Origin of the sequence: Streptomyces sp. ITFR-21, assembly GCF_031844685.1 — a bacterium.
In the GTDB taxonomy this organism is placed as follows: Bacteria; Actinomycetota; Actinomycetes; order Streptomycetales; family Streptomycetaceae; genus Actinacidiphila.
Map to the genome: position 1 here is coordinate 827,827 of NZ_CP134605.1, position 20,767 is coordinate 848,593.

18 protein-coding genes and 1 pseudogene are annotated in these 20,767 nt (G+C 72.5%); 7 read left to right on the plus strand and 12 right to left on the minus strand.

Annotation, left to right across the window (positions count from 1 at the left end):
* Nucleotides 1-81: 81 nt before the first annotated feature.
* Together cbiE and RLT57_RS03740 are read right to left on the minus strand one after the other, a co-directional pair.
* The gene (gene cbiE / locus RLT57_RS03735) at nucleotides 82-1,284 is read right to left on the minus strand and encodes a precorrin-6y C5,15-methyltransferase (decarboxylating) subunit CbiE (protein WP_311295930.1); all 1,203 of its coding nucleotides are present in this window, start codon (nucleotides 1,282-1,284) and stop codon (nucleotides 82-84) included.
* Between the two features lie 167 nt (nucleotides 1,285-1,451).
* Nucleotides 1,452-2,117 carry a GNAT family N-acetyltransferase gene (locus tag RLT57_RS03740; protein ID WP_311295931.1) on the minus strand — a complete coding sequence of 222 codons (666 nt, stop codon included), beginning with the start codon at nucleotides 2,115-2,117 and terminating at the stop codon, nucleotides 1,452-1,454.
* Nucleotides 2,118-2,331: 214 nt separating this feature from the next.
* Here RLT57_RS03740 and RLT57_RS03745 point away from each other — a divergent pair, with 214 nt between their 5' ends.
* The 3 genes from RLT57_RS03745 to RLT57_RS03755 all read left to right on the plus strand — a co-directional run bounded on the left by RLT57_RS03745 (nucleotide 2,332) and on the right by RLT57_RS03755 (nucleotide 4,256).
* Nucleotides 2,332-3,120, plus strand: a complete 789-nt coding sequence (locus RLT57_RS03745; RefSeq protein ID WP_311295932.1) for a class I SAM-dependent methyltransferase — start codon at nucleotides 2,332-2,334, stop codon at nucleotides 3,118-3,120.
* 172 nt (nucleotides 3,121-3,292) lie between these two features.
* On the plus strand, nucleotides 3,293-3,661 hold the full coding sequence (locus tag RLT57_RS03750) for a hypothetical protein (protein WP_311295933.1): 369 nt from the start codon (nucleotides 3,293-3,295) through the stop codon (nucleotides 3,659-3,661).
* A gap of 184 nt (nucleotides 3,662-3,845) precedes the next feature.
* Nucleotides 3,846-4,256, plus strand: a complete 411-nt coding sequence (locus tag RLT57_RS03755; protein ID WP_311300556.1) for a hypothetical protein — start codon at nucleotides 3,846-3,848, stop codon at nucleotides 4,254-4,256.
* Nucleotides 4,257-4,283: 27 nt separating this feature from the next.
* Here the strand turns inward: RLT57_RS03755 and RLT57_RS03760 are convergent, their stop codons facing one another.
* On the minus strand, nucleotides 4,284-4,799 hold the full coding sequence (locus RLT57_RS03760; RefSeq protein WP_311295934.1) for a GNAT family N-acetyltransferase: 516 nt from the start codon (nucleotides 4,797-4,799) through the stop codon (nucleotides 4,284-4,286).
* 204 nt (nucleotides 4,800-5,003) lie between these two features.
* Entirely contained in the window at nucleotides 5,004-5,654 is a 651-nt protein-coding gene (locus RLT57_RS03765; protein WP_311295935.1) for an RNA polymerase sigma factor, read from the minus strand.
* 360 nt (nucleotides 5,655-6,014) lie between these two features.
* On the opposite strand from RLT57_RS03765, the gene RLT57_RS03770 reads away from it, so the two are divergent.
* Entirely contained in the window at nucleotides 6,015-6,683 is a 669-nt protein-coding gene (locus RLT57_RS03770; protein WP_311295936.1) for a lysophospholipid acyltransferase family protein, read from the plus strand.
* A gap of 156 nt (nucleotides 6,684-6,839) precedes the next feature.
* On the opposite strand, the gene argH is transcribed toward RLT57_RS03770, so the two are convergent.
* The 8 genes and pseudogenes from argH to RLT57_RS03810 all read right to left on the minus strand — a co-directional run bounded on the left by argH (nucleotide 6,840) and on the right by RLT57_RS03810 (nucleotide 16,204).
* Nucleotides 6,840-8,279, minus strand: coding sequence for an argininosuccinate lyase (gene argH / locus RLT57_RS03775; RefSeq protein WP_311295937.1), 1,440 nt, complete (start codon nucleotides 8,277-8,279; stop codon nucleotides 6,840-6,842).
* A complete protein-coding gene (locus tag RLT57_RS03780; RefSeq protein ID WP_311295938.1) occupies nucleotides 8,276-9,472 on the minus strand; it encodes an argininosuccinate synthase in 1,197 nt (398 codons plus the stop codon). Before RLT57_RS03780 ends, argH begins: the two co-directional genes overlap by 4 nt.
* A gap of 188 nt (nucleotides 9,473-9,660) precedes the next feature.
* A complete protein-coding gene (locus RLT57_RS03785) occupies nucleotides 9,661-10,194 on the minus strand; it encodes an arginine repressor (protein ID WP_311295939.1) in 534 nt (177 codons plus the stop codon).
* 7 nt (nucleotides 10,195-10,201) lie between these two features.
* Nucleotides 10,202-11,371 (minus strand): acetylornithine transaminase, encoded by a 1,170-nt coding sequence (locus RLT57_RS03790; protein ID WP_311300557.1) that lies wholly within the window; start codon nucleotides 11,369-11,371, stop codon nucleotides 10,202-10,204.
* A gap of 197 nt (nucleotides 11,372-11,568) precedes the next feature.
* Nucleotides 11,569-12,453, minus strand: a pseudogene (gene argB, locus RLT57_RS03795) (acetylglutamate kinase); the annotation flags it as partial.
* Nucleotides 12,450-13,604, minus strand: a complete 1,155-nt coding sequence (gene argJ, locus RLT57_RS03800; RefSeq protein WP_311295940.1) for a bifunctional glutamate N-acetyltransferase/amino-acid acetyltransferase ArgJ — start codon at nucleotides 13,602-13,604, stop codon at nucleotides 12,450-12,452. The pseudogene argB and the gene argJ, both read right to left, overlap by 4 nt.
* A gap of 88 nt (nucleotides 13,605-13,692) precedes the next feature.
* Nucleotides 13,693-14,721, minus strand: a complete 1,029-nt coding sequence (gene argC / locus RLT57_RS03805) for an N-acetyl-gamma-glutamyl-phosphate reductase (RefSeq protein WP_311295941.1) — start codon at nucleotides 14,719-14,721, stop codon at nucleotides 13,693-13,695.
* A gap of 244 nt (nucleotides 14,722-14,965) precedes the next feature.
* Nucleotides 14,966-16,204, minus strand: coding sequence for a methyltransferase (locus RLT57_RS03810; protein WP_311295942.1), 1,239 nt, complete (start codon nucleotides 16,202-16,204; stop codon nucleotides 14,966-14,968).
* A gap of 852 nt (nucleotides 16,205-17,056) precedes the next feature.
* Here RLT57_RS03810 and RLT57_RS03815 point away from each other — a divergent pair.
* From RLT57_RS03815 to RLT57_RS03825, 3 genes are all read left to right on the plus strand, one after another.
* Nucleotides 17,057-17,635 (plus strand): transposase, encoded by a 579-nt coding sequence (locus RLT57_RS03815; RefSeq protein WP_311295943.1) that lies wholly within the window; start codon nucleotides 17,057-17,059, stop codon nucleotides 17,633-17,635.
* An 848-nt stretch (nucleotides 17,636-18,483) separates the two neighbouring features.
* A protein-coding gene (locus RLT57_RS03820; RefSeq protein WP_311295944.1) for an IS3 family transposase occupies nucleotides 18,484-19,730 on the plus strand; the annotation gives its coding sequence in 2 pieces (ribosomal slippage) (nucleotides 18,484-18,766 and nucleotides 18,766-19,730; 1,248 coding nt in all).
* A gap of 163 nt (nucleotides 19,731-19,893) precedes the next feature.
* A complete protein-coding gene (locus RLT57_RS03825) occupies nucleotides 19,894-20,751 on the plus strand; it encodes a 3-hydroxybutyryl-CoA dehydrogenase (RefSeq protein WP_311295945.1) in 858 nt (285 codons plus the stop codon).
* Nucleotides 20,752-20,767: the final 16 nt, after the last annotated feature.

Genomic DNA, 20,767 nt, shown 5'->3' on the forward strand with positions numbered 1-20,767 from the left:
CGCCCACCCCCGCGACCAGCGGAAACACGGTCAACAATGCCCCCGTTCCGACGGCTCGCGGCGGGAAGTCGACCATGGTCTTCAACGTCGGGTGGCGCTCAGCGCGAAGGTCACCGACCGCTCGCGTTCCGCCCACTCGCTGTCCAATTCGACCGATTGCAGCAGCGCGCGTTCGACGGCGTAACCGCCTTCCTGCAGGGCTCGGGTGGCGGCTTCGGCCTTGTCGCGGGTGGCGGCCGTGGTCACGATCCGCTCCGGCCGGCGGGCCGCGCAGGCGGCGACGACCTCGGCGTCGGCCCGGCCGATCCGTACCACGTCCGGCTCGGGGAGGTCCTCGAGCACCTGGGGCGCGGTGCCGTGCACGACGTGCAGTTGTACGCCGCCGCGCCGGGCGGTCACGGTGATCCAGTCGCAGGCGTCGGCGTCGGCGTCCACGGCGATGACGGCGGCGCCGAACCGGGCCGCCTCGATGGCGATCGCGCCGTCCGCGGCGCCGATGTCCCAGACCAGGTCGCCGGTGCGCGGGCCGAGCCGGGCCAGTTGGAAGGCGCGGACCTGCGCGGGCACGTGCCCGCCGTACTCGGAGGCGGCCAGCGCCCAGCCGCGTACCGGGCCGGGGAAGCCCGGGTCGCGGCCGGCGATCCAGCCGCCGCGGCCCGCCACGCCGGGAGCGGTGGAGGTCATGCCGCCGACGACCAGGACGACGTTGGGTTCCCGCCAGATGTGGTCGGCGACCTTGTCGGAGGTGAGGACGGTGACCTGTTCCTGCTCGGTGCCGAGGGCTTCGCAGATGACGAAGGTGCGGTGCACTCCGGTGAGCAGCAGCGCGAGTTCCGCCGGGCCGGCGCCGGGCGCGGTGAGGACGGCGACCTTGGGGTAGGCGCGGCAGACGTTGACCGCGCGGCGCAGGGTGCGGCCGGTGGCGGCGACCACCCGGGCGTCGTCCCAGGGCATCCCGGCGCGGGCGAAGGCGCGGGCGACCGAGGAGACGCCGGGGACGACCTCGACCTCCAGCCCGTGCTCGGGGTCGCGCAGGGCGCGGACCACGCCGAAGAAGCCGGGGTCGCCGTCGGCGAGCACGACCGCGGTGCCGCGGTGGCCGGCGATCCGCCGGGCGGCGATCTCGATACTGCCCAGCACGATGTGCTCGGCGTCCCGGGGGACGTGGGGAAGGGCGAGGTGGTGGCGGGTGCCGGCCACCAAGGTCGCGGCGCTCAGTGCGGCGCTGGCGGCTTCGGACGGGGGTGATCCGTCCCAACCGATCACGGTGACCCGGTCGGCCATCGTCTCTGCCTCTCCATGGCGGTGCGGATCGCGGGGGTCCCGGCGGGCCCTCCTCGGCGTGCCGCGCCGCGGGCCGCAGGGGCGCGCGCGGCGGACGGCGGACGGCGAGGAGCACGGCCCCGGGGTGAGAACCCTAACCCGGCGCGCGGCGGGGTGCGGCGGCGCGGTCAGCGCCAGTCCGCATATGCGGTGTAGTCGGTGTAGTTGTCGTACGCGTCACCGCCGCCGGCGCCCTTGCCGGTGTGCTCGTCGAGGTCCTCCGGCAGCAGGCTCCACACCAGCAGGTCGGTGCGGGTCTCGGCCCAGCGGCCGTCCTCGGCCTGGGTGCGGACGAGTCCGGCGCCGCGGAGCACCCCCTCGCTGACACAGCCGATCTTCTGCGCGACCTGCTGGGAGGCGGTGTTGTCGGCGGCGGTACGCAGTTCGACGCGGGCGAAGCCCTGCTCCTCGAAGAGCCAGCGGCACACGGCGAGCACCGACTCGCAGGCGTAGCCCTCGCCGCGGGCCCAGACGGCGGTGAGGTAGCCGATCTCGGTGGCCCGGATCCGCCAGTCGGTGCTCCGCAGCGTGACGGTGCCGACCAGCCGCTGGGTGAGGAACTCGGTGACGGCCAGCACCAGGCCGCGGCCCTCGGTGCGTTCGGCGGGGGCGGTCCTGGTGACGAACTCACGGGCGTCGGCGGCCGTATAGGGATGCGGTACCCCGGTCCACGCGGTGATCAGCTCGTCGTCCATCATCTCCACCAGGGAGGTCATGTCGTCCTCGTCGTACCCGCGCAGCACCAGCCGCTCCGTGGAGATGGAGATGTCAGGGAAGGCCGGTGCTGAGGTCATTCGCTGCTCCGTAACCAGGGGCATGGGTGGATTGCACAGCTGTGAGCTGAACAGCATGCAGCATCGTGCGCGGCGGCCACCGGGCAGGGTCGCCGCGGCGGCGCGGCGGCGGGCCACGGCGGGGCGCGGCGGCGAACGCCCTTTCAGAGTAGGCCGGATGACGGTCAGGAAGGGTATCCGTGGACGTCATCCGATCCTGCTACCGTCAGCCCGCGTGAGAGTGCACCACGCAGCAGGAGTCGGCTATCAGCGGGCCGCCGGAGTCTACGAGCGCTCCCGGCCCTCCTATCCGCTGGCCGCGGTCGCCGCGCTCGCCGACGCGCTGCCCCTGGAGTCCGGCCGTACCGTGGTCGACCTGGGCGCGGGCACCGGCAAGTTCACCCGGCTGCTGGCGCTGACCGGCGCCGGGGTGCTGGCGGTGGAGCCGGTCCGGGAGATGCGCGAGCAGATCGCCGAGCTGCTGCCGGGGGTGTCGGTGTCGGCCGGCACGGCGGAGGAGACCGGGCTGCCGGCCGGCTGCGCGGACGCGGTGGTGGCGGCGCAGTCCTGGCACTGGTTCCGGCAGGACGCGGCGCTCGCCGAGGTGGAGCGGCTGCTGCGGCCGGGCGGCGCGCTGGCGCTGGTGTGGAACACCTACGACACCTCGGTGCCGTGGGTGCGGGACTTCCAGGACATCTACTTCCGGCTGGCGCCGCGCGACCTGCCGAGCCCGCCGCTGGCCGCGGGGCTGAGCGGCCCGGGGGACTGGCAGCGGGTGTTCGCGGACCGGCCGGGCTGGGGCCCGACCGAGGAGCGGCACTGGCCCAATCCGCATTCGACGACGGTCGCCGACGTGGTGGAGCGGATGATGTCGTCGAGCCATATCGCGGTGCTGGACGCGGCGGCGCAGGAACGGGTGCGGTCCGAGGTGGAGGCGGTGCTGGGCGCGCACGACGCGACGCGGGGCACCGGGGCGATCGAGATGCCGTACACCACGGACGTGTACTGGCTGCGCCACCGCTGAAAGAGGCCGGCGGCGGGTGGGCCCAGGCCGGGGCGGACCCGGGACGGCGGCCCGGTGGGCCCGTGGGTCCTCGGCCACGCGGGGCCCGCGCGCGGGTGGCGGCGCCGGGTCGGAACCGGAGGCCGGGGGGCCGGGGGAAGGGCGCGGGGAGTGCCCGTAATAAAGTCGGCGCATGCTGGACTCGGTCATCGTCACGGTCGCCGTCGCGGCGCTGCTGCTCGCGGCGTGGTGCGGCTTCGCCGCGTACCGTGACTCGGCGACGAAGGACTGGCACTTCGCCGGGATGGCCGTGGTGACGCTGCTCGCCCTGGCGCAGCTGGTGGTCTCGGTGGTGCAGCTGGCGCACGGCGACCGGCCCGCGCAGGGTCTGGCGGTCTTCCTGGCCTACCAGATCGGCGCGGTCTGCGCGATTCCGGCGGCGGCCTTCATGTCCCTTGCCGAGCGCACCCGTTGGGGTTCGGCGATCGTCGCGGCCGGTGGCGTGGTGCTGGCCGTGCTGGAGCTGCGGCTGCACGAGATCTGGGGTGGCGGACGTGGCTGACAGGGCTGAGGACATGACACGACGGACAGCGGAGGCGGGGCCGGTGGCGGCGACGGAGCAGACCGGGGACACCGGGCGGACCGCCGGCGCGGACCCGGCGGCCACCGTGCACGCGGCGGCCGCGGTCCGCGCCGAACCGGCGGGGCAGGACGGGAAGCCCGCGCCCGAGAAGCCGCCGAACCGCATCGGCACCGGCCCCGGACGGCTGCTGCTGTCCCTCTACGCGGTCTTCACCGTGGCCGCGCTCTCCCGCTCGGTCGTGCAGATCAGCACGAAGTACCACGACGCGCCGCTGGCGTACGTCCTGTCAGCGGTGGCCGGAGTGGTCTACGCGGTGATCGCCCTCGCACTTCGGCGGGGCGGCGAGTCGGCCCGCAGGGTGGCGCTGGTGTGCTGCTCGGCGGAGCTGCTCGGGGTGCTCGCGGTCGGGGTCGCGACGATCGTGGACTCCTCCGCCTTCCCGGACGCGACGGTCTGGTCGGACTTCGGGATCGGCTACGCCTTCCTGCCGCTCGCGCTTCCGGTGGCCGGTCTGCTGTGGCTGCGCCGGGCCGCCCGTGAGGCGGGGACGCGGCCGCAGCGGACCGGCCGCTGAGCCGGAACTGCCGGACCGGCCGCGAGGTCAGGCGGTGGCCGCCAAGGACGGGGTCGGGTCGCCCTGGGCGGACTTCTCCATGTGCACCAGGCTCAGCCTGCGGCTCACCGGCTCGGCGGCGCCCACCTGCTCGTAACCGAGCTTGCGGTACATCCGCAGGTTGACCTGGCTGCGGTGGCCGGTGAAGAGCCGGTACCGCTTGGCCGCGGTCTCCTCGGCGAGACGTCCTTCGAGGGCGGCGAGCAGCCGTCCGCCGAGACCGTGCCGCTGGAGGCGCGGGTGGACGATCAGCTTGCCGATCCGAGCGGTGCCGTCGTCGTCCACCGCGCCGCGCACCGAGCCGACGACCTCGGGGCCGAGCCGGGCCACCAGCACGACGCCCTGGGCGAGTTCGGCCCGCAGTTCGTCGAGCGTCTGGGTGAGCGGTTCGATGGTGTAGTCGCCGTAGAGCTCTGCTTCGCCCTGGTAGCAGAGGTACTGGAGTTTCAGGATCTTCTCGGCGTCGCTGTGCTCCGCCGTAGAGATGGTCACGCTCATGCCCATGCGCGCAGGCCTCCCCTTCGGTTCCGTCCGGGCAGTTGAGGGTGAGGTGCCTGCCCGATACGTGTGTCTGGGCGGAGTCGGTGCGGCTCTGCACCGCCTCCGTGGCGCCGATGATCGCACAAACCGCCTGGCCGGGTAGCGTAAGTGTGCTACTCGTCTCAATCCGGTCCACGCACGCCAAGGGTGCCCACAACCGCTGACTGTTTACCGTGCATTACCCCGTCTCACCGGGGATCCAACCCTCGAATTCAGGATCGACCTGAGACAGCCGAGGCAGCGCGAGCGCAGCGGCCCCAGACTGCCCTGTGAGATTCCCAACTCCCGGGAGATCTCCGGGTAGGTGCGGTCGGAGCCGGACATCAGCGCCAGCACGATCCGCGGGCAGCGGCCGGGCAGCAGGCGTACCGCGTCCAGCACGGCGCGCCGCGACTCGGCGGCCAGCACCCGGTCCTCGACGTTCGCGCCGTCCTCCCCGCCCTGTCCGCCGGGCGCGGGCGGACCGGCGTCGGGGGCGCCGCAGGGCCGCTCGCTGCGGATCCGCCGGGCCGCCACGCGCGCCTCGTCGCGTACCGCGCCCCGCACCCACCGGCCGGGCTCGGCGGGTGGCCCGTCCAGCTCCAGCAGCCGCAGCCAGACCGCCTGTTCCAGGTCGGCGGCCTCGACACCGCTGCCGGGCGGGGCCGCCGCGGCCGCCTCCGCGGTCAGCAGCGCGCCGATCGGCGCGTACGCCTCGGGCACGCCGGACCCGCGGTACGCGCCGGGCCGGTCGCGCGCCCTGGCCGGTCCGTGCGGACCGGGACCGGCGGGACCGCCGTACGGGCCCGGGCGGGGACTGCCGGTCGCCACAGGTTCCATGGGACCTGCATATCGGGTGCGAGTCCCGCGGCATGCCCAGACCGCGCCGGGCGGTTGCCCGGCGCGGCCCGCGGGGCGGCGGGTTTCACCCGGGCGGCAGCAGCCTGCCGGCGGCGTCGAGCGGGATGACGGGTTCCGCGGTGGGACCGATGCCCGGCGCGAAGCCGGCCCTCCGTCGGCCGGAACGTGCCCGTGACGTACGTCAACAGTGCGTGGTCAGCGGGTGAACCCGGCGTGCGCGATCCTCGTCCGCGGAAGTATCGTCCTCGCATACGGGCAGGTGGCCGTGGTGCCGGGGGGCCGGCCGGCTGCCGTCCCGACCGTCCCTGTGACCTACCGGAGGGTCTGTTGTTCTCCCGCATGTCCCGCAGTGTGCTGAAGGCGATCCTGCTGGTGCTGATGCGCGTCCTGTACCGCCCGGCGGTCGAGGGCGTGGCCCGGATCCCGGGGTCGGGGCCGGTGATCCTGGCCGGGAACCACGTCACCTTCATCGACTCGTTGTTCCTGTCGCTGGTGGTGGAGCGGCAGGTCTACTTCATCGGCAAGGACGAGTACGTCACCCGAAAGGGCGGCAAGGGGCGGCTGATGGCGTGGTTCTTCACCACCTGCGGGATGATCCCGGTGGACCGGGACGGCGGGCACGGCGGGGTCGCGGCGCTCATGACGGGCCGCCGGGTGCTGGAGCAGGGCAGGATCTTCGGCATCTACCCGGAGGGCACCCGCTCCCCCGACGGCCGGCTGTACCGGGGCCGTACCGGCATCGCCCGGCTGGCCCTGATGACCGGCGCCCCGGTGGTGCCGTTCGCCATGATCGGCACCGACAAGGTGCAGCCCGGCGGTACCGGCATGCCCCGGATCGCCCCGGTCACCGTCCGCTTCGGCGCCCCGCTGGACTTCGCCCGCTACGAGGGCATGGACCGCGACCGCTACGTCCTGCGGGCCGTCACCGACGAGGTGATGAGCCAGGTGATGCGGCTGTCCGGCCAGGAGTACGTCGACATCTACGCGACCAAGGCGAAGGCCGCCTGAGCCGCCGTCCCGGCCGCCGGGCCCCGGGGAGCCCCGGACAAGCCCGGCCGTCTCCCGTACCGGCCGCGGGGCCGGTCGGGGCCGGTACGGGAAACGGCCGGGAACGGCGGCTTCGCGCCCTTCCCGGCCGGCCCCGCGGAGCGGCCCCGCGGCGGCTCAGTCGTCCTTTGCGTGCGCCCACGTGTGCTGCCGGGCCAGGTCCGCCTTGACCTCGGCGAGCTGCACGGCGACGGCGCTCGGCGCGGTGCCGCCGCGGCCGTTGCGCGAGGCCAGCGAGCCGGCCACGTCGAGCACGCCGCGCACCTGCGGCGTCAGGTGCGGGGAGATCTTCGCGAACTGCTCGTCGGTGAGCCGGTCGAGTTCGATGCCCTCGGCCTCGCAGACCTTGACGCACTCCCCCGCGACCTCGTGGGCGACCCGGAACGGCACGTTCTGCCGTACGAGCCACTCGGCGATGTCGGTGGCCAGCGAGAACCCGGCCGGCGCCAGCTGCTCCAGCCGGTCCCGGTGCACGGTGAGGGTGGCCATCATGCCGGTGAACGCCGGGAGCAGCACCTCCAGTTGGTCGCAGGAGTCGAAGACCGGCTCCTTGTCCTCCTGGAGGTCCCGGTTGTACGCCAGCGGCAGCGCCTTGAGCGTCGCCAGCAGCCCGGTGAGGTTGCCGATGAGCCGGCCCGACTTGCCTCGGGCCAGTTCGGCGACGTCCGGGTTCTTCTTCTGCGGCATGATCGAGGAGCCGGTGGAGAAGGCGTCGTGCAGGGTGACGAAGGAGAACTCCTTCGTGTTCCAGATGATGACCTCTTCGGCGATCCGGGAGAGGTTGACGCCGATCATCGCGGTGACGAAGGCGAACTCGGCCACGAAGTCGCGTGCCGCGGTGCCGTCGATGGAGTTGCCGACGCTGCCGTGCTCGAAGCCGAGTTCCCTGGCGACCGCCTCCGGGTCCAGGCCCAGCGAGGAGCCGGCCAGCGCGCCCGAGCCGTACGGCGACACCGCCGTGCGCTCGTCCCACTGCCGCAGCCGCTGCGCGTCCCGGGACAGCGCCTGGACGTGCGCCAGCACATGGTGGGCGAACAGCACCGGCTGGGCGTGCTGGAGGTGGGTGCGGCCGGGCATGGCCACACCGGGGTGGGCCTCGGCGAGGCCGACCAGGGCGTCCTGGAGGTCGGCGATGAGGCCGCCGATGATCCGGGCGTGGTCGCGCAGGTACATCCGGAAAAGGGTGGCCACCTGGTCGTTGCGGGACCGGCCGGCCCGCAGCCTGCCGCCCAGTTCCGGGCCGAGGCGCTCCAGCAGGCCGCGTTCGAGCGCGGTGTGCACGTCCTCGTCGGCGACGGTGGCGGTGAACGCGCCGGCGGCCACCGCCGCTTCGAGGTCGTCGAGCCCCGCGGTCATCCGGTCGAGCTCGTCGGCGGTGAGCAGTCCGGCGTGGTGCAGGGCGCGGGCGTGCGCCCGGGAGCCGGCGATGTCGTAGGGCGCGAGCCGGAAGTCGAAGTGCACCGAGGCGGACAGCCGCTCCAGGGCGGCGGACGGCCCGTCGGCGAACCGCCCTCCCCAGAGCCTGACCTCGGGGTCGTCGGGGCTGTCCTGGGTCACTGCGCCAGGTCCCGCTTGGCCGCGATCTTCGAGGACATGCCGAAGATCTCGATGAAGCCCTTGGACAGCGACTGGTCGAAGGTGTCGCCGGTGTCGTACGTCGCCAGGTTGAAGTCGTACAGCGAGGTGGCGGACCTGCGGCCGTTGACGACCGCCCGGCCGCCGTGCAGCACCACCCGGACGTCGCCGGAGACGTACGCGTTGGCCTCGTCGATGAAGCCGTCCAGCGCCCGCTTGAGCGGGGAGAACCACAGGCCGTCGTAGACCAGTTCGCCCCAGCGCTGCTCGACCTGCCGCTTGTAGCGGGCCAGTTCGCGTTCGACGGTGACGTTCTCCAGCTCCTGGTGGGCGGTGATCAGCGCGATCGCGCCCGGCGCCTCGTAGATCTCCCGGGACTTGATGCCGACCAGCCGGTCCTCGACGATGTCGATCCGGCCGATGCCCTGGGCGCCGGCCCGCACGTTGAGCTGCTGGATGGCTTCGAGCACGGTGACCGGACGGCCGTCGATGGCGACCGGGACGCCCTGCTGGAAGGTGATGACCACCTCGTCGGCCTCCCGGGGGGTGGCCGGGTTCTGGGTGTACTCGTAGACGTCCTCGATCGGCGCGTTCCAGATGTCCTCCAGGAAGCCGGTCTCCACGGCCCGCCCGAAGACGTTCTGGTCGATGGAGTACGGGGACTTCTTGGTGGTGGCGATCGGGAGGTTCTTCTCCTCGCAGAAGGCGATCGCCTTGTCCCGGGTCATCGCGTAGTCGCGGACCGGGGCGATGCACTTCAGACCGGGGGCCAGCGAGGAGATGCCGGCCTCGAACCGCACCTGGTCGTTGCCCTTGCCGGTGCAGCCGTGCGCGACGGTGTCGGCGCCGTGCTTGCGCGCGGCGGCCACCAGGTGCTTGACGATGACCGGCCGGGACAGCGCGGAGACCAGCGGGTAGCGGTCCATGTAGAGGGCGTTGGCCTTGAGCGCCGGCAGGCAGTACTCGTCGGCGAACTCCGACTTGGCGTCGGCGACCTCGGCCTCCACGGCACCGCAGGCGAGCGCCCGCTTGCGGATGACGTCCAGGTCCTCGCCGCCCTGGCCGACGTCGACCGCGACGGCGATGACTTCGGCGCCGGTCTCCTCGGCGATCCAGCCGATGGCGACGGAGGTGTCCAGGCCGCCTGAGTAGGCCAGTACGACGCGCTCGGTCACGGGGTCTCTCCTTACGATACATACGCTGACTAGTATAAGTATGCACTCCCCTGTATGACTCGTCAACGCGGCTGGTCAGCGGGGTGTACAGCGGGTGATCCGGGGGACCCGAAAGGTTCCGGGAGGTTCCGGGAGGATACTCCCCGGTGCCGCGGGCGGCGTCCGGGGCCGGTGCGCCCGGGGACCGGTCAGCCCTCGCCCTGGGCCAGCCGGAGCAGGTGGTCGGCCAGTTTCTGGCCGCCCGCCGGGTCGCGGCTGATCAGCATCACCGTGTCGTCGCCGGCGATCGTGCCGAGGATGTCGTAGACCTCGGCCTGGTCGATCGCGGAGGCGAGGAACTGGGCGGCGCCGGGCGGGGTGCGGACCACGACGAGGTTGGCGGACGCTTCCGCGGAGATCAGCAGCTCGGCCGCCAGCCGCCGCATCCGCTCCTCCTTGACGGACTCGCCGAGCGGCGCCTGCGGGGTGCGGAAGCCGCCCTCGGAGGGGACCGCGTAGATGAGCTCGCCGTCGTTGGTGCGGATCTTCACCGCGCCGAGTTCGTCGAGGTCCCGGCTGAGCGTCGCCTGGGTGACGCTCAGCCCGTCGTCGGCGAGCAGCTTGGCCAGCTGGCTCTGCGACCGCACCGGCTGCCGGCCGAGCAGGTCCACGATCCTGCGGTGCCGTGCGGTGCGGGTCTGCGGTACAGCCTGGCCGTTGCTGTGCGCCGGTGCCTCGCTCATCGTCGCGTCATTCTCCGTCACGTCGTTCCCGGGCGGCCTGATGCTGCTGGTGCACCTGGTCGAGGATGCCGGGCAGGGCCCCGAGGAACGCGTCCGTCTCGGTGTCGCCGACGATCAGCGGCGGCGCGAGCCGTACCGTGTCGGGGACGGCCGCGTTCACCAGAAGTCCGGCGTCCTGAGCCGCCCGCTGGACCTGCGCGGACAGCGGCTCGGTGAGCACGATACCGATCAGCAGACCGGTACCGCGCACATGATCGACCAGCGGGTGTCGCAGCGCCTCCACGCCCTGCCGCAGCTTCTCGCCCTGCCGCTTGGCGTTGTCGAGCAGGCCGTCGGCGGCGATGGTGTCCAGCACCGCGAGCCCGGCGGCGCAGGAGACCGGGTTGCCGCCGAAGGTGGTGCCGTGGGTGCCCGGGGTGAGCAGGTCGGCGGCCGGTCCGAACGCGACGGCCGCGCCCAGCGGCAGGCCGCCGCCCAGGCCCTTGGCGAGGGTGACCACGTCGGGCTCGACCCCCTGGGCCTGGCACTCGAACCAGTGCCCGGTACGGCCGACGCCGGTCTGCACCTCGTCCAGGACCAGCAGGGTGCCGGTCGCGGCGGTGATCTCGCGGGCCGCCGCGAGATAGCCGGGCGGCGGCACGACGACGCCGTTCTCGCCCTGGATCGGCTCGATGACGACCAGCGCGGTGTCGGTGCTGACGGCCGCCCGCAGCGCCTCGGTGTCGCCGAACGGCACATGGGTGACGTCGCCGGGCAGCGGCTGGAACGGCTCGCGCTTCGGCGGCTGGCCGGTGAGCGCGAGGGCGCCCATGGTCCGGCCGTGGAAGGCGCCCTCGGTGGCGACCACGTGCCGGCGGCCGGTCAGCCGGCCGATCTTGAACGCGGCCTCGTTGGCCTCGGCACCGGAGTTGGCGAAGAAGACCCGGCCGGGCCGGCCGAAGAGCTGGAGCAGCCGCTCGGCGAGGGCGACCGGCGCTTCGGCGACGAAGAGGTTGGAGACGTGGCCGAGGGTGGCGACCTGCCGGGTCACCGCGGCCACGACGGCCGGGTGGGCGGTGCCGAGCGCGTTGACCGCGATGCCGCCGAGGAAGTCGTAGTAGACCTTCCCGTCGGCGTCCCAGAACCTGGTGCCCTCGCCGCGCACCAGCGGCAGCCGGGGCACGCCGTAGTTGTCCATCAGCGAGCCCTGCCAGCGCCGGGTCAGCTCGTCGTTCGCGGTCACCGTTCTCCCCCTTGTCCTTCTCGTCCTGGTCCTACTGCTTCCACCGGCGGCACCGCCGCGGTGTGCTCCCCCGCCGCCGGGCGCGCCGCGGCCGTACGGGTCGTACCGGCCGTACCGGCCGTACCGGCCGTGCCGTCGGGTCCGGCCGGATCCGCGTCCGGCACGACCATGGTGCCGATGCCTTCGTCGGTGAAGATCTCCAGCAGGATCGCGTGCTGGACCCGGCCGTCGATCACCCGGGCGGTGCGCACGCCGTTGCGGACGGCGTACAGGCAGCCCTGCATCTTGGGGACCATGCCGCTGGACAGCTCCGGCAGCAGCTTCTCCAGCTCGGTGGCGGTGAGCCGGCTGATCACGTCGTCACTGTGCGGCCAGTCCTCGTACAGGCCCTCGACGTCGGTGAGGACCATCAGCGTCTCGGCGCCGAGGGCGGCGGCCAGGGCCGCGGCGGCGGTGTCGGCGTTGACGTTGTAGACGTGGCCGTCGTCGGAGGCGCGGGCGATGGAGGAGACGACCGGGATCCGGCCGTCGCCGAGCAGCGCCTCGATCGCCCCGGTGTCGATCGCGGTGATCTCGCCGACCCGGCCGATGTCGACCGACTCGCCGTCGATCCGCGGGTAGTGCTTGACGGCGGTGATGGTGTGCGCGTCCTCGCCGGTCATGCCGACGGCGAGCGGGCCGTGCTGGTTGAGCAGGTTGACGATCTCCCGCTGCACCTGGCCGGCCAGCACCATCCGTACGACGTCCATCGCCTCGGGGGTGGTGACGCGCAGCCCGGCCCGGAACTCGCTGACCAGCCCGTGCCGGTCGAGCTGGGCGCTGATCTGCGGGCCGCCGCCGTGCACCACGACCGGCCGCAGTCCGGCATGCCGCAGGAACACCACGTCCTGGGCGAACGCGGCCTTGAGTTCCTCGTCCACCATGGCGTTCCCGCCGAACTTGATGACGACGGTCTTCCCGTGGTGGCGGGTCAGCCAGGGCAGCGCCTCGACAAGGATGCGGGCCTTGGGCAGCGCGGTGTGCTTGCGGGCCGTCATGAGCTGTACGCGCTGTTCTCGTGGACGTAGTCGGCGGTGAGGTCGTTGGTCCAGATCACCGCGCCGGCGTCGCCCGCGGCGAGGTCGACGGTGATGACGACCTCGCGGAAGCGCATGTCGACCAGGTCGCGGTCCTCGCCGACCGAGCCGTTGCGGCAGACCCAGACGCCGTTGATGGCCACGTCGAGCCGGTCGGGTTCGAAGGCGGCGCCGGTGGTGCCGATCGCGGACAGCACCCGGCCCCAGTTGGGGTCCTCACCGTGGACGGCGCACTTGAGGAGGTTGTTGCGGGCGATGGACCGGCCCACCTCGACGGCGTCCTGCTCGGTGGCGGCGTGCACCACCTCGATCCTGATGTCCTTGCTCGCGCCCTCGGCGTCGCCGATCAGCTGCCGGGCCAGGTCGCCGCTCACCGCGCGGACCGCGTCGGCGAACTCGCCGTACTCCGGGGCGATCCCGGAGGCGCCGGAGGCGAGCAGCAGCACGGTGTCGTTGGTGGACATGCAGCCGTCGGAGTCGATCCGGTCGAAGGTCTGCCGGGTGGCGTCCCGCAGCGCCTTGTCCAGGGTGCCGGCGTCCAGGTCCGCGTCGGTGGTGAGGACGACGAGCATGGTGGCCAGGCCCGGGGCGAGCATGCCGGCGCCCTTGGCCATGCCGCCGACCGACCAGCCGGCCGGGTTGGTCACGACCGCCGTCTTGTGGACGCTGTCGGTGGTCTTGATCGCGATGGCGGCCTTCTCGCCGCCGTGCTCGGACAGTTGGGCGGCGGCCAGTTCGACGCCCGGCAGCAGCCGGTCCATCGGCAGCAGGGCGCCGATCAGGCCGGTGGAGGCGACCGCGATCTCGCCCGCGCCGTGCCCGAGCACCTCGGCGGCCTTCTCGGCGGTGGCGTGGGTGTCCTGGAAGCCCTTGGCGCCGGTACAGGCGTTGGCGCCGCCGGAGTTGAGGACGACCGCGGTCACCTCACCGCTCTTGAGGACCTGTTCGGACCACAGCACGGGCGCGGCCTTCACCCGGTTGGCGGTGAAGACGCCCGCTGCGGCGCGGCGCGGCCCGGTGTTGACCACGAGGGCCACGTCCAAACCGCCGTTCGCCTTGATCCCGGCGGCGACTCCGGCCGCCGTGAACCCCTTTGCTGCGGTGACGCTCACCGTGCCTCCTTCTTCGTTTCCTCGCCCGCCGGCCGCCCGGCCGGGGGCGTCGTCGCCGGGTGCCGCCCGGCGGCTTCGCGCGGGCCGCTCACGGGGCGAGCCCGACCGTGGACAGCCCTGTCGTCTCGGGCAGCCCGAGGGCGATGTTCATGCTCTGCACGGCGCCGCCCGCGGTGCCCTTGGTGAGGTTGTCGATGGCGCTGACGACGATGACCCGGCCGGCGGACTCGTCGAGGGCGACCTGGAGGTGCGTGGCGTTCGAGCCGTGCACGGCGGCGGTGGCCGGCCACCGGCCCGCCGGCAGCAGGTGGACGAACGGCTCGTCCCCGTACGCCTTCTCGTACGCGCCGCGTACGTCGGCGGCGGTGACGCCCGGCCGGGCCTTGGCGGTGCAGGTGGCGAGGATGCCGCGGGACATGGGGGCGAGGGTCGGGGTGAACGAGACGCTCACCGGCCGCCCGGCCGCCGCGCTGAGGTTCTGGATCATCTCCGGGGTGTGCCGGTGGCCGCCGCCGACGCCGTACGGGCTCATCGAGCCCATCACCTCGGAGCCGAGCAGGTGCGGCTTGAGCGACTTGCCGGCGCCCGAGGTGCCGGACGCGGCCACGATCACCGCCTCCGGTTCGACCAGGGCGGCGGCGTACGCCGGGGCCAGGGCCAGCGAGACGGCGGTCGGGTAGCAGCCCGGGACCGCGACACGTCTGGCGCCCGCCAGCGCGACCCGGCCGCCCGGCAGCTCGGGCAGCCCGTACGGCCAGCTGCCCGCGTGCGGCGACCCGTAGAACCGCTCCCAGTCCGCCGGATCCTTCAGCCGGAAGTCGGCACCCATGTCCACCACCAGCACGTCCTCGCCCAGCTGCTCGGCGACGGCGGCGGACTGCCCGTGCGGCAGCGCGAGGAAGACCACGTCGTGACCGCCGAGCACCTCCGCCGTGGTCTCCTCCAGCACCCGCCCGGCCAGCGGCACCAGGTGCGGCTGCGACACCCCGAGCAGCTGCCCGGCGCTGGCCTTCGCGGTCACCGCCCCGATCTCCACCTCCGGGTGCCCGAGGAGCAGCCTGAGCGCTTCCCCTCCGGCATACCCACTGGCCCCGGCCACCGCCACCCGCACTGCCATCGGTCCGCTCTCCTCCACGCTCGACAGTATGACTATACGGCGTGCCGCAGTTTTATGCAAAGCCCTCGGGCGTCGCTGTCTCCCGGGGCCGGGCGAGTGACCGGGCGGGCCGTGCGTTCGGCCGCGCGGTCGGCCGCGGGGTCCGCCGGGGCGGGGCGGGGAGGGGGCCGGCGGGGCGGCGGGGCGGCGGGGAGCGGGGCGGCGGGGAGCGGGGCGGCGGAGATCCGGCGAAGCGGCGCCGCGGTCAGCGCTTGACGGCGCGGAGGATGACGAACTTCGGGTCGGAGGCGGCCACTTCACAGTTGCCGAAGAGGCGGCGCAGCCGGACGTGGTAGGGCAGGTGGCGATTGGCGACGACCCAGAGTTCGCCGCCGGGGCGCAGGGCCGCGCGGGCGGAGGCGAACATGTGGCGGGCGGCGGTCTCGGTGGTGGCCCGGTGGGAGTGGAAGGGCGGGTTGTTCAGGACCAGGTCGGCGCTCTCCGGGGGCACCGCGGCCAGGGCGTCGGCAACGAGGAACTCGGCCTTGGCGGCCGGGCCGGTGTTGGCCCGGAAGGTGGCCTCGGCGGAGGCCACGGCCTGGTGGGACTCGTCCACGAAGAGCACGTCCGAGTCGGGGTTGGCGACCGCCGCGGCCGTACCGACCACGCCGTTGCCGCAGCCGAGGTCGACCACCCGGTCCCGGCCGGTACGGACCGGCAGGTGCTGGAGCAGGAAGCGGGTGCCGATGTCGAGCCGGTCGGCGCAGAAGACGCCCGCGTGATTGGTGACGGTACGCCCCGACAGCGGGCCGATGCCGTCGGGAAGGGCGTACCGCAGCGGCCACGGGTTCGGGCCGGGGTCCGGAGTCCGGTCGGCGGGCGCGCACAGGATCAGCCGCGCCTTGCGGACCGCCAGCGAGGTACGGGTCGGGCCGAGGATCCGCTCGAACAACCGCAGTGTGGAGGTGTGGATCTCGGTGGTCATCCCGGTACCGACAACCACCGTGCCCGGGTGGACGGCGGGCGCCAGCCGGCGCAGCTGGTCCTCCAGCAGGGCCAGGCTCTTCGGCACCCGGACCAGGAGCAGGTCGATCCGCTCCGGCGGGGCGTCCCGGGTGGACAGCAGCCGCACCCGGGCGCCCGGGGCGGCGCGCCGCAGGTTGGCCCGGGTGGCCTGCTGGCCCAGGAAGGAGTCCGAGATCTGGGTCAGGCGGTACGGGGCCGGGGCGGTGGTCGGAGGGGCGGCCGGGCCGCCGGTCGGGTCACCTGTCGGGTCACCTGTCGGCTCGCCGGACAGGTCGCCGGTCGGAGCCGCGGCCAGCGCGGTGGTCAGCGCGCCCCAGCGGTCCCCCAGGACGACGGTCCCGCCGCTCGGGCCGCCCGCCTCGGCCAGGTGCCGCAGCAGGTATTCGTCCGCGGCGTCCCAGGCCCTGAGCTGCTCACGCGGCTCGGCCGGGAATCGGGTCAGGTCGAGGTCGCCCCAGGGCGTGGTGAGTCGGTGCATCGTGCCCTCAGCGTAGGGCCTCGGCGTCCATTGCCCGCGCGTCCACCCGACCGTCGTCTCGCACGACGTACCTGGCTGAGTCACTCGACCATCAGGACCTTCGAACACGACCGTGGGGACCTGCCCACTTCGACCATTGCCCGCAGGTTCGAGGAAGTCCTCGGCTGGGCTCCGGGAAGCATCAAGGCCACGCCGTCCGAGGAGACGGGCCTTGCGCCATCGGTTGATTCGAGCTTGGGCCTCAAGTAGGCGCGCCGGTCAGGGCTGCTTGCCGGACGGCTACGGTCGTGGCAGGGCGAACCAGGGCTGTTGCAAGGTCCGGGATCGCGTAGATCGTCCGCGTCGAGGGGGAGTTGACGCGGCAACAGGACAGGCACGAGACCGGTGATCATCAGGGTGTCTATGCCGGCTGATCAGATCGAGGTCCCGTGCCTGCCGCTCCATCCTCCCCGGTCCCTGCCGTCCTGGCACGACTGGGCCTCCTTCACCAGCACGACACCGGCCGCCTGCGCGTCCACCTCCAGCGCGTACCCGACCCGCGTTCGCGTCGCGGGCGGTGGTACCCCCTGCCCGGCCTGCCGCCGATCCGCGCCTGCGCGGTCGTCTCCGGCGCCCGGACCATCACCGAGATCACCGAGAGGGACAGCGCGCCACCACCGCGCTGCTGGAACAGCTCGGCATCCGCCGCCACCTGCCCGGACGGCGACGCGCCCCGTCCCATGCCACCCCCGCCCGGCTACTGGCCGCCTCGACGGCGATGCCCTATACACCGCGAACGGCGCCTGCCTGACCGAACCCGGCCACACCGGCACCGGCACCAACACCGGCTCAACGCCGAGGCCGGCGATCGCGGTGGACGGCAAGGCGCTGTCCGGCTCCGCACACCTCCAGCAGCGCCACCGGCACCTGCTGTCCGCCGTCACCCCGGCCCAACGGGAGGTGGGGGCCAAAACCAACGAGACGGCCGCCTTCAGGCCGCCGCTGGAACCACTCGATCTGGCCGGCACCGTGGTCACCTTCGACGCCCTGCACAGCGTCAAGGACCAGGTCCGCTGGCCGGTGCAGGAAAAGAACGCCCACTACACCGCGGTGATCAAGGGAAATCAGCCGATCGCGTCGGCCCAGCTCAAGGCCCTGCCATGGGAACAGGTGCCCGTGGCGCACACCGCATCGGGGACCGGGCACGGCCGACGGGAGTCCCGCTCGGTCAAGACCATGGCCATCGCGGCGAACCCGGGCGGGATCGCCTTCCCGCAAACGCGACTGGCCCTGCGCATCCACCGGCGCCGCCAGGAGAGCGGCAAGCAACAGACCCGGGAGACGGTCTACGCCGTCACCAGCCTCGACACCCACCAGACCAGCCCCGCCGAACCGGGCGGATACGTACGCGCGGGCACTGGGCCATCGAAACTCCAGCCACCACGTCAGTAGTGCCAGTTCAGCGTGGGGGGCGTGACGTTCGTGCAGCCGGGGGCACTCCGGCTTGCTGCTCCCGATAGGCTTCCTGTGCTGAATCTCGGGGGCTGCATGGGAGACTGTCGATGAGGCGCACGGCCGGGTGGGTGGTGGCATTAGCGGGCATCATCTGTGTGACGAGCTGCGGCGGGTCAGGCCCTGCCGTCGACGCTGTTGACCACTCTGTGTCGCCGAGTCCGCAGCGGGTCACTGTCTTGACGGAGAGCCAGACGGAGTCTGTCATTTTCGGGCCTGCGGATGTCCCGAGTACGTGGAAGGTGTCGGGGGGCCCTGTCATTACTGGACGGCAGTCCGGCGGAAACGTGGCCACGGCCCGGCGGGGCTATCGGGCTCCTGACCTGTCAACGCTCATCGGATTCGGTGCCGCGTCCTATCAGAGCGTTCCCGGCGCCCTCGCCCGCTACCAGGTATTCAAGCAGCAGGGTTTCGATGAGTCTGTGTCGGTGACCGGGGTAGATGAAGCAATAGAGACAACCTGCAGTGGTTGCGGGGGTTCTGTCGTGTTCCGCGTGGGCACGGTCGTGGCCTGGGTGAACTTCAACCCCGACGGGCAAGGCGCCCCACGCACTTCCCCGCTCACCGCCTTTGCTTCAACGCTTGGCGAGCGCATCCGCCAGGTCCTCAGCGGCCAGCGGCCCACTGCGAGGCTGCGGTAGGAAAGGCCGTTCTGGCGGTGTGGCAGTCGTCGCCTGGGCGAGCCCCGACGCGCCGGGGGACGGCCATGCGGGCGCATGCTCCGGCAGCGGACCTGGCTGAACCGTTCCGGGTTCTGTGGAGGCTCGATTCTTTGAGAGGATCGAGTCATGGCACGTCCCTCCCCTTATCCCGCTGAGCTGCGGCGTCGTGCGGTGCGCATGGTCGCCGAGGTGCGCCCGGACTACGAGACCGAGTGGGCCGCGATGAAGGCCGTCGCGAGCAAGCTCGGCATCGGCACGGCCGAGACGGTGCGCCAGTGGGTCCGCCGGGACCAGATCGACTCCGGGACCCGGCCCGGGACGACAACGGAGGAATCCGCCCAGGTCAAAGCCTTGAAGAAGGAAGTCGCCGAGCTCAAGCGGGCGAACGAGATCCTCAAGGCGGCCTCGGCTTTCTTCGCGGCCGAGCTCGACCGGCCACATCTTCGCTCGTGACCTTCATCGACGAGCACCGCGACCACTTCAGCGGCGTCGAGCCGATATGCACCGTGCTCACCGAGCACGGTGTCAGCATCGCGCCCTCCACCTACTACGCCGCCAAGGCCCGCCCGCCTTCCGCCAGGGCGGTGCGGGACGCGGAACTAAAAGTCCTGGTCCAGGAGGTGTTCGAGGCCAACTACCGCGTCTATGGGGCCCGCAAGATCTGGCACCATCTTCGCCGGCAGGGCCACCAGGTCGCCCGCTGCACGGTCGAACGGCTGATGCGCGAACTCGGTATCACCGGCGCCGTCCGCGGGAAGAAGATCGTCACCACCGTCCAGGACCGTGCCGCCGAACGTGCCCCGGACCTGGTCGACCGTGACTTCGTCGCCCAGGCGCCGAACCGGACCTGGGTCGCGGACTTCACCCATGTCGCGGCCTGGGCCGGCACGGTCTACGTGGCGTTCGTCGTCGACACCTTCTCCCGCCGCATCGTCGGCTGGTCCGCGGCCACCACCAAACACACCGAACTCGTCCTTTCCGCAGTCGAGATGGGCCTGTGGCAGCGCGACCGCGAAGGCCACCGCCACCGGCCCGGCCAACTGGTCCATCACAGCGACGCCGGGTCGCAGTACACCTCCTTCGCCCTCGCGGAGCACCTTCAGCGGGAGGGCATCGCGGCCTCCATCGGATCCGTCGGCGACGCGTACGACAACGCGTTGATGGAATCCACGATCGGCCTGTTCAAGACCGAGCTGATCAAGCCCCGCCGACCCTGGCGAACCCTGTCCGACGTCGAACTGGCCACCGCCGAGTGGATCGACTGGTACAACCACCACCGCCTGCACGGTGAAATAGGCCACATCCCACCCGCAGAATACGAAGCCAACTACCACCTGACCGACAAGAAACCCCAGGTCACCGTCAAGATCTAGAGTCTCCACCAGAACCGGAACGGTTCACATTCGTGCGCGCCGGACGTGTCGTCCACCGCCGCCCGGCCGCCGCACCGGGCGGCCCGGCCGCCCCGCGGGCACCGGACAGCGGTAACGTCTGTCCGGTACAGGCGGCGGCACGGCAGAGGCGAGGGGCTGACGAGTGAGTGACATCCAGCGCGTCGGAGTGGTCGGCGCGGGCCAGATGGGTTCCGGGATCGCCGAGGTCTTCGCGAAGGCCGGGCTCGACGTGCGGGTCGCCGACACCACCGGCGAGGCTCTGGAGCTGGGCCGCACCCGGCTGAGCGGCTCGCTCGGCAAGGCCGCCGAACGCGGCAAGATCACCGCGGGGCAGCGGGACGCGGCGCTGGACCGGCTGAGCTTCACCACCGACCTGGCGGAGTTCGCCGACCGCGATCTGGTGATCGAGGCCGTGGTGGAGGACGAGCGGGTCAAGACCGACATTTTCAGGGTGCTGGACCAGGTGGTGACCCGCGAGGACGCGATCCTGGCGTCCAACACCTCCTCCATCCCGCTGGTACGGCTCGCGGTCGCCACCTCCCGCCCCGACCAGGTGCTCGGCGTGCACTTCTTCAACCCGGCCCCGGTGCAGCGCCTGGTGGAGCTGATCCCGGCGCTCACCACCGCCCCCGACACCGTCAAGCGCGCGGAGCACCTGGTCACCGAGGTCCTGGGCAAGCACGCCATCCATGCCCAGGACCGCTCCGGTTTCGTGGTGAACGCGCTCCTGGTGCCGTATCTGCTCTCCGCGATCCGGATGTACGAGTCGGGCATGGCCACCCGTGAGGACATCGACAACGGCATGGAGATGGGCTGCGCCCACCCGATGGGCCCGCTCAAGCTCTCCGACCTGATCGGCCTGGACACGGTGGCCGCCATCGCCGACTCGATGTACGCCGAGTACAAGGAGGCGCTGTACGCGGCGCCGCCGGTCCTCCGGCGAATGGTCGACGCGGGGCGGCTGGGCCGCAAGACCGGCGCCGGATTCTACACGTACTAGGCGGGGGCCGGGCGGC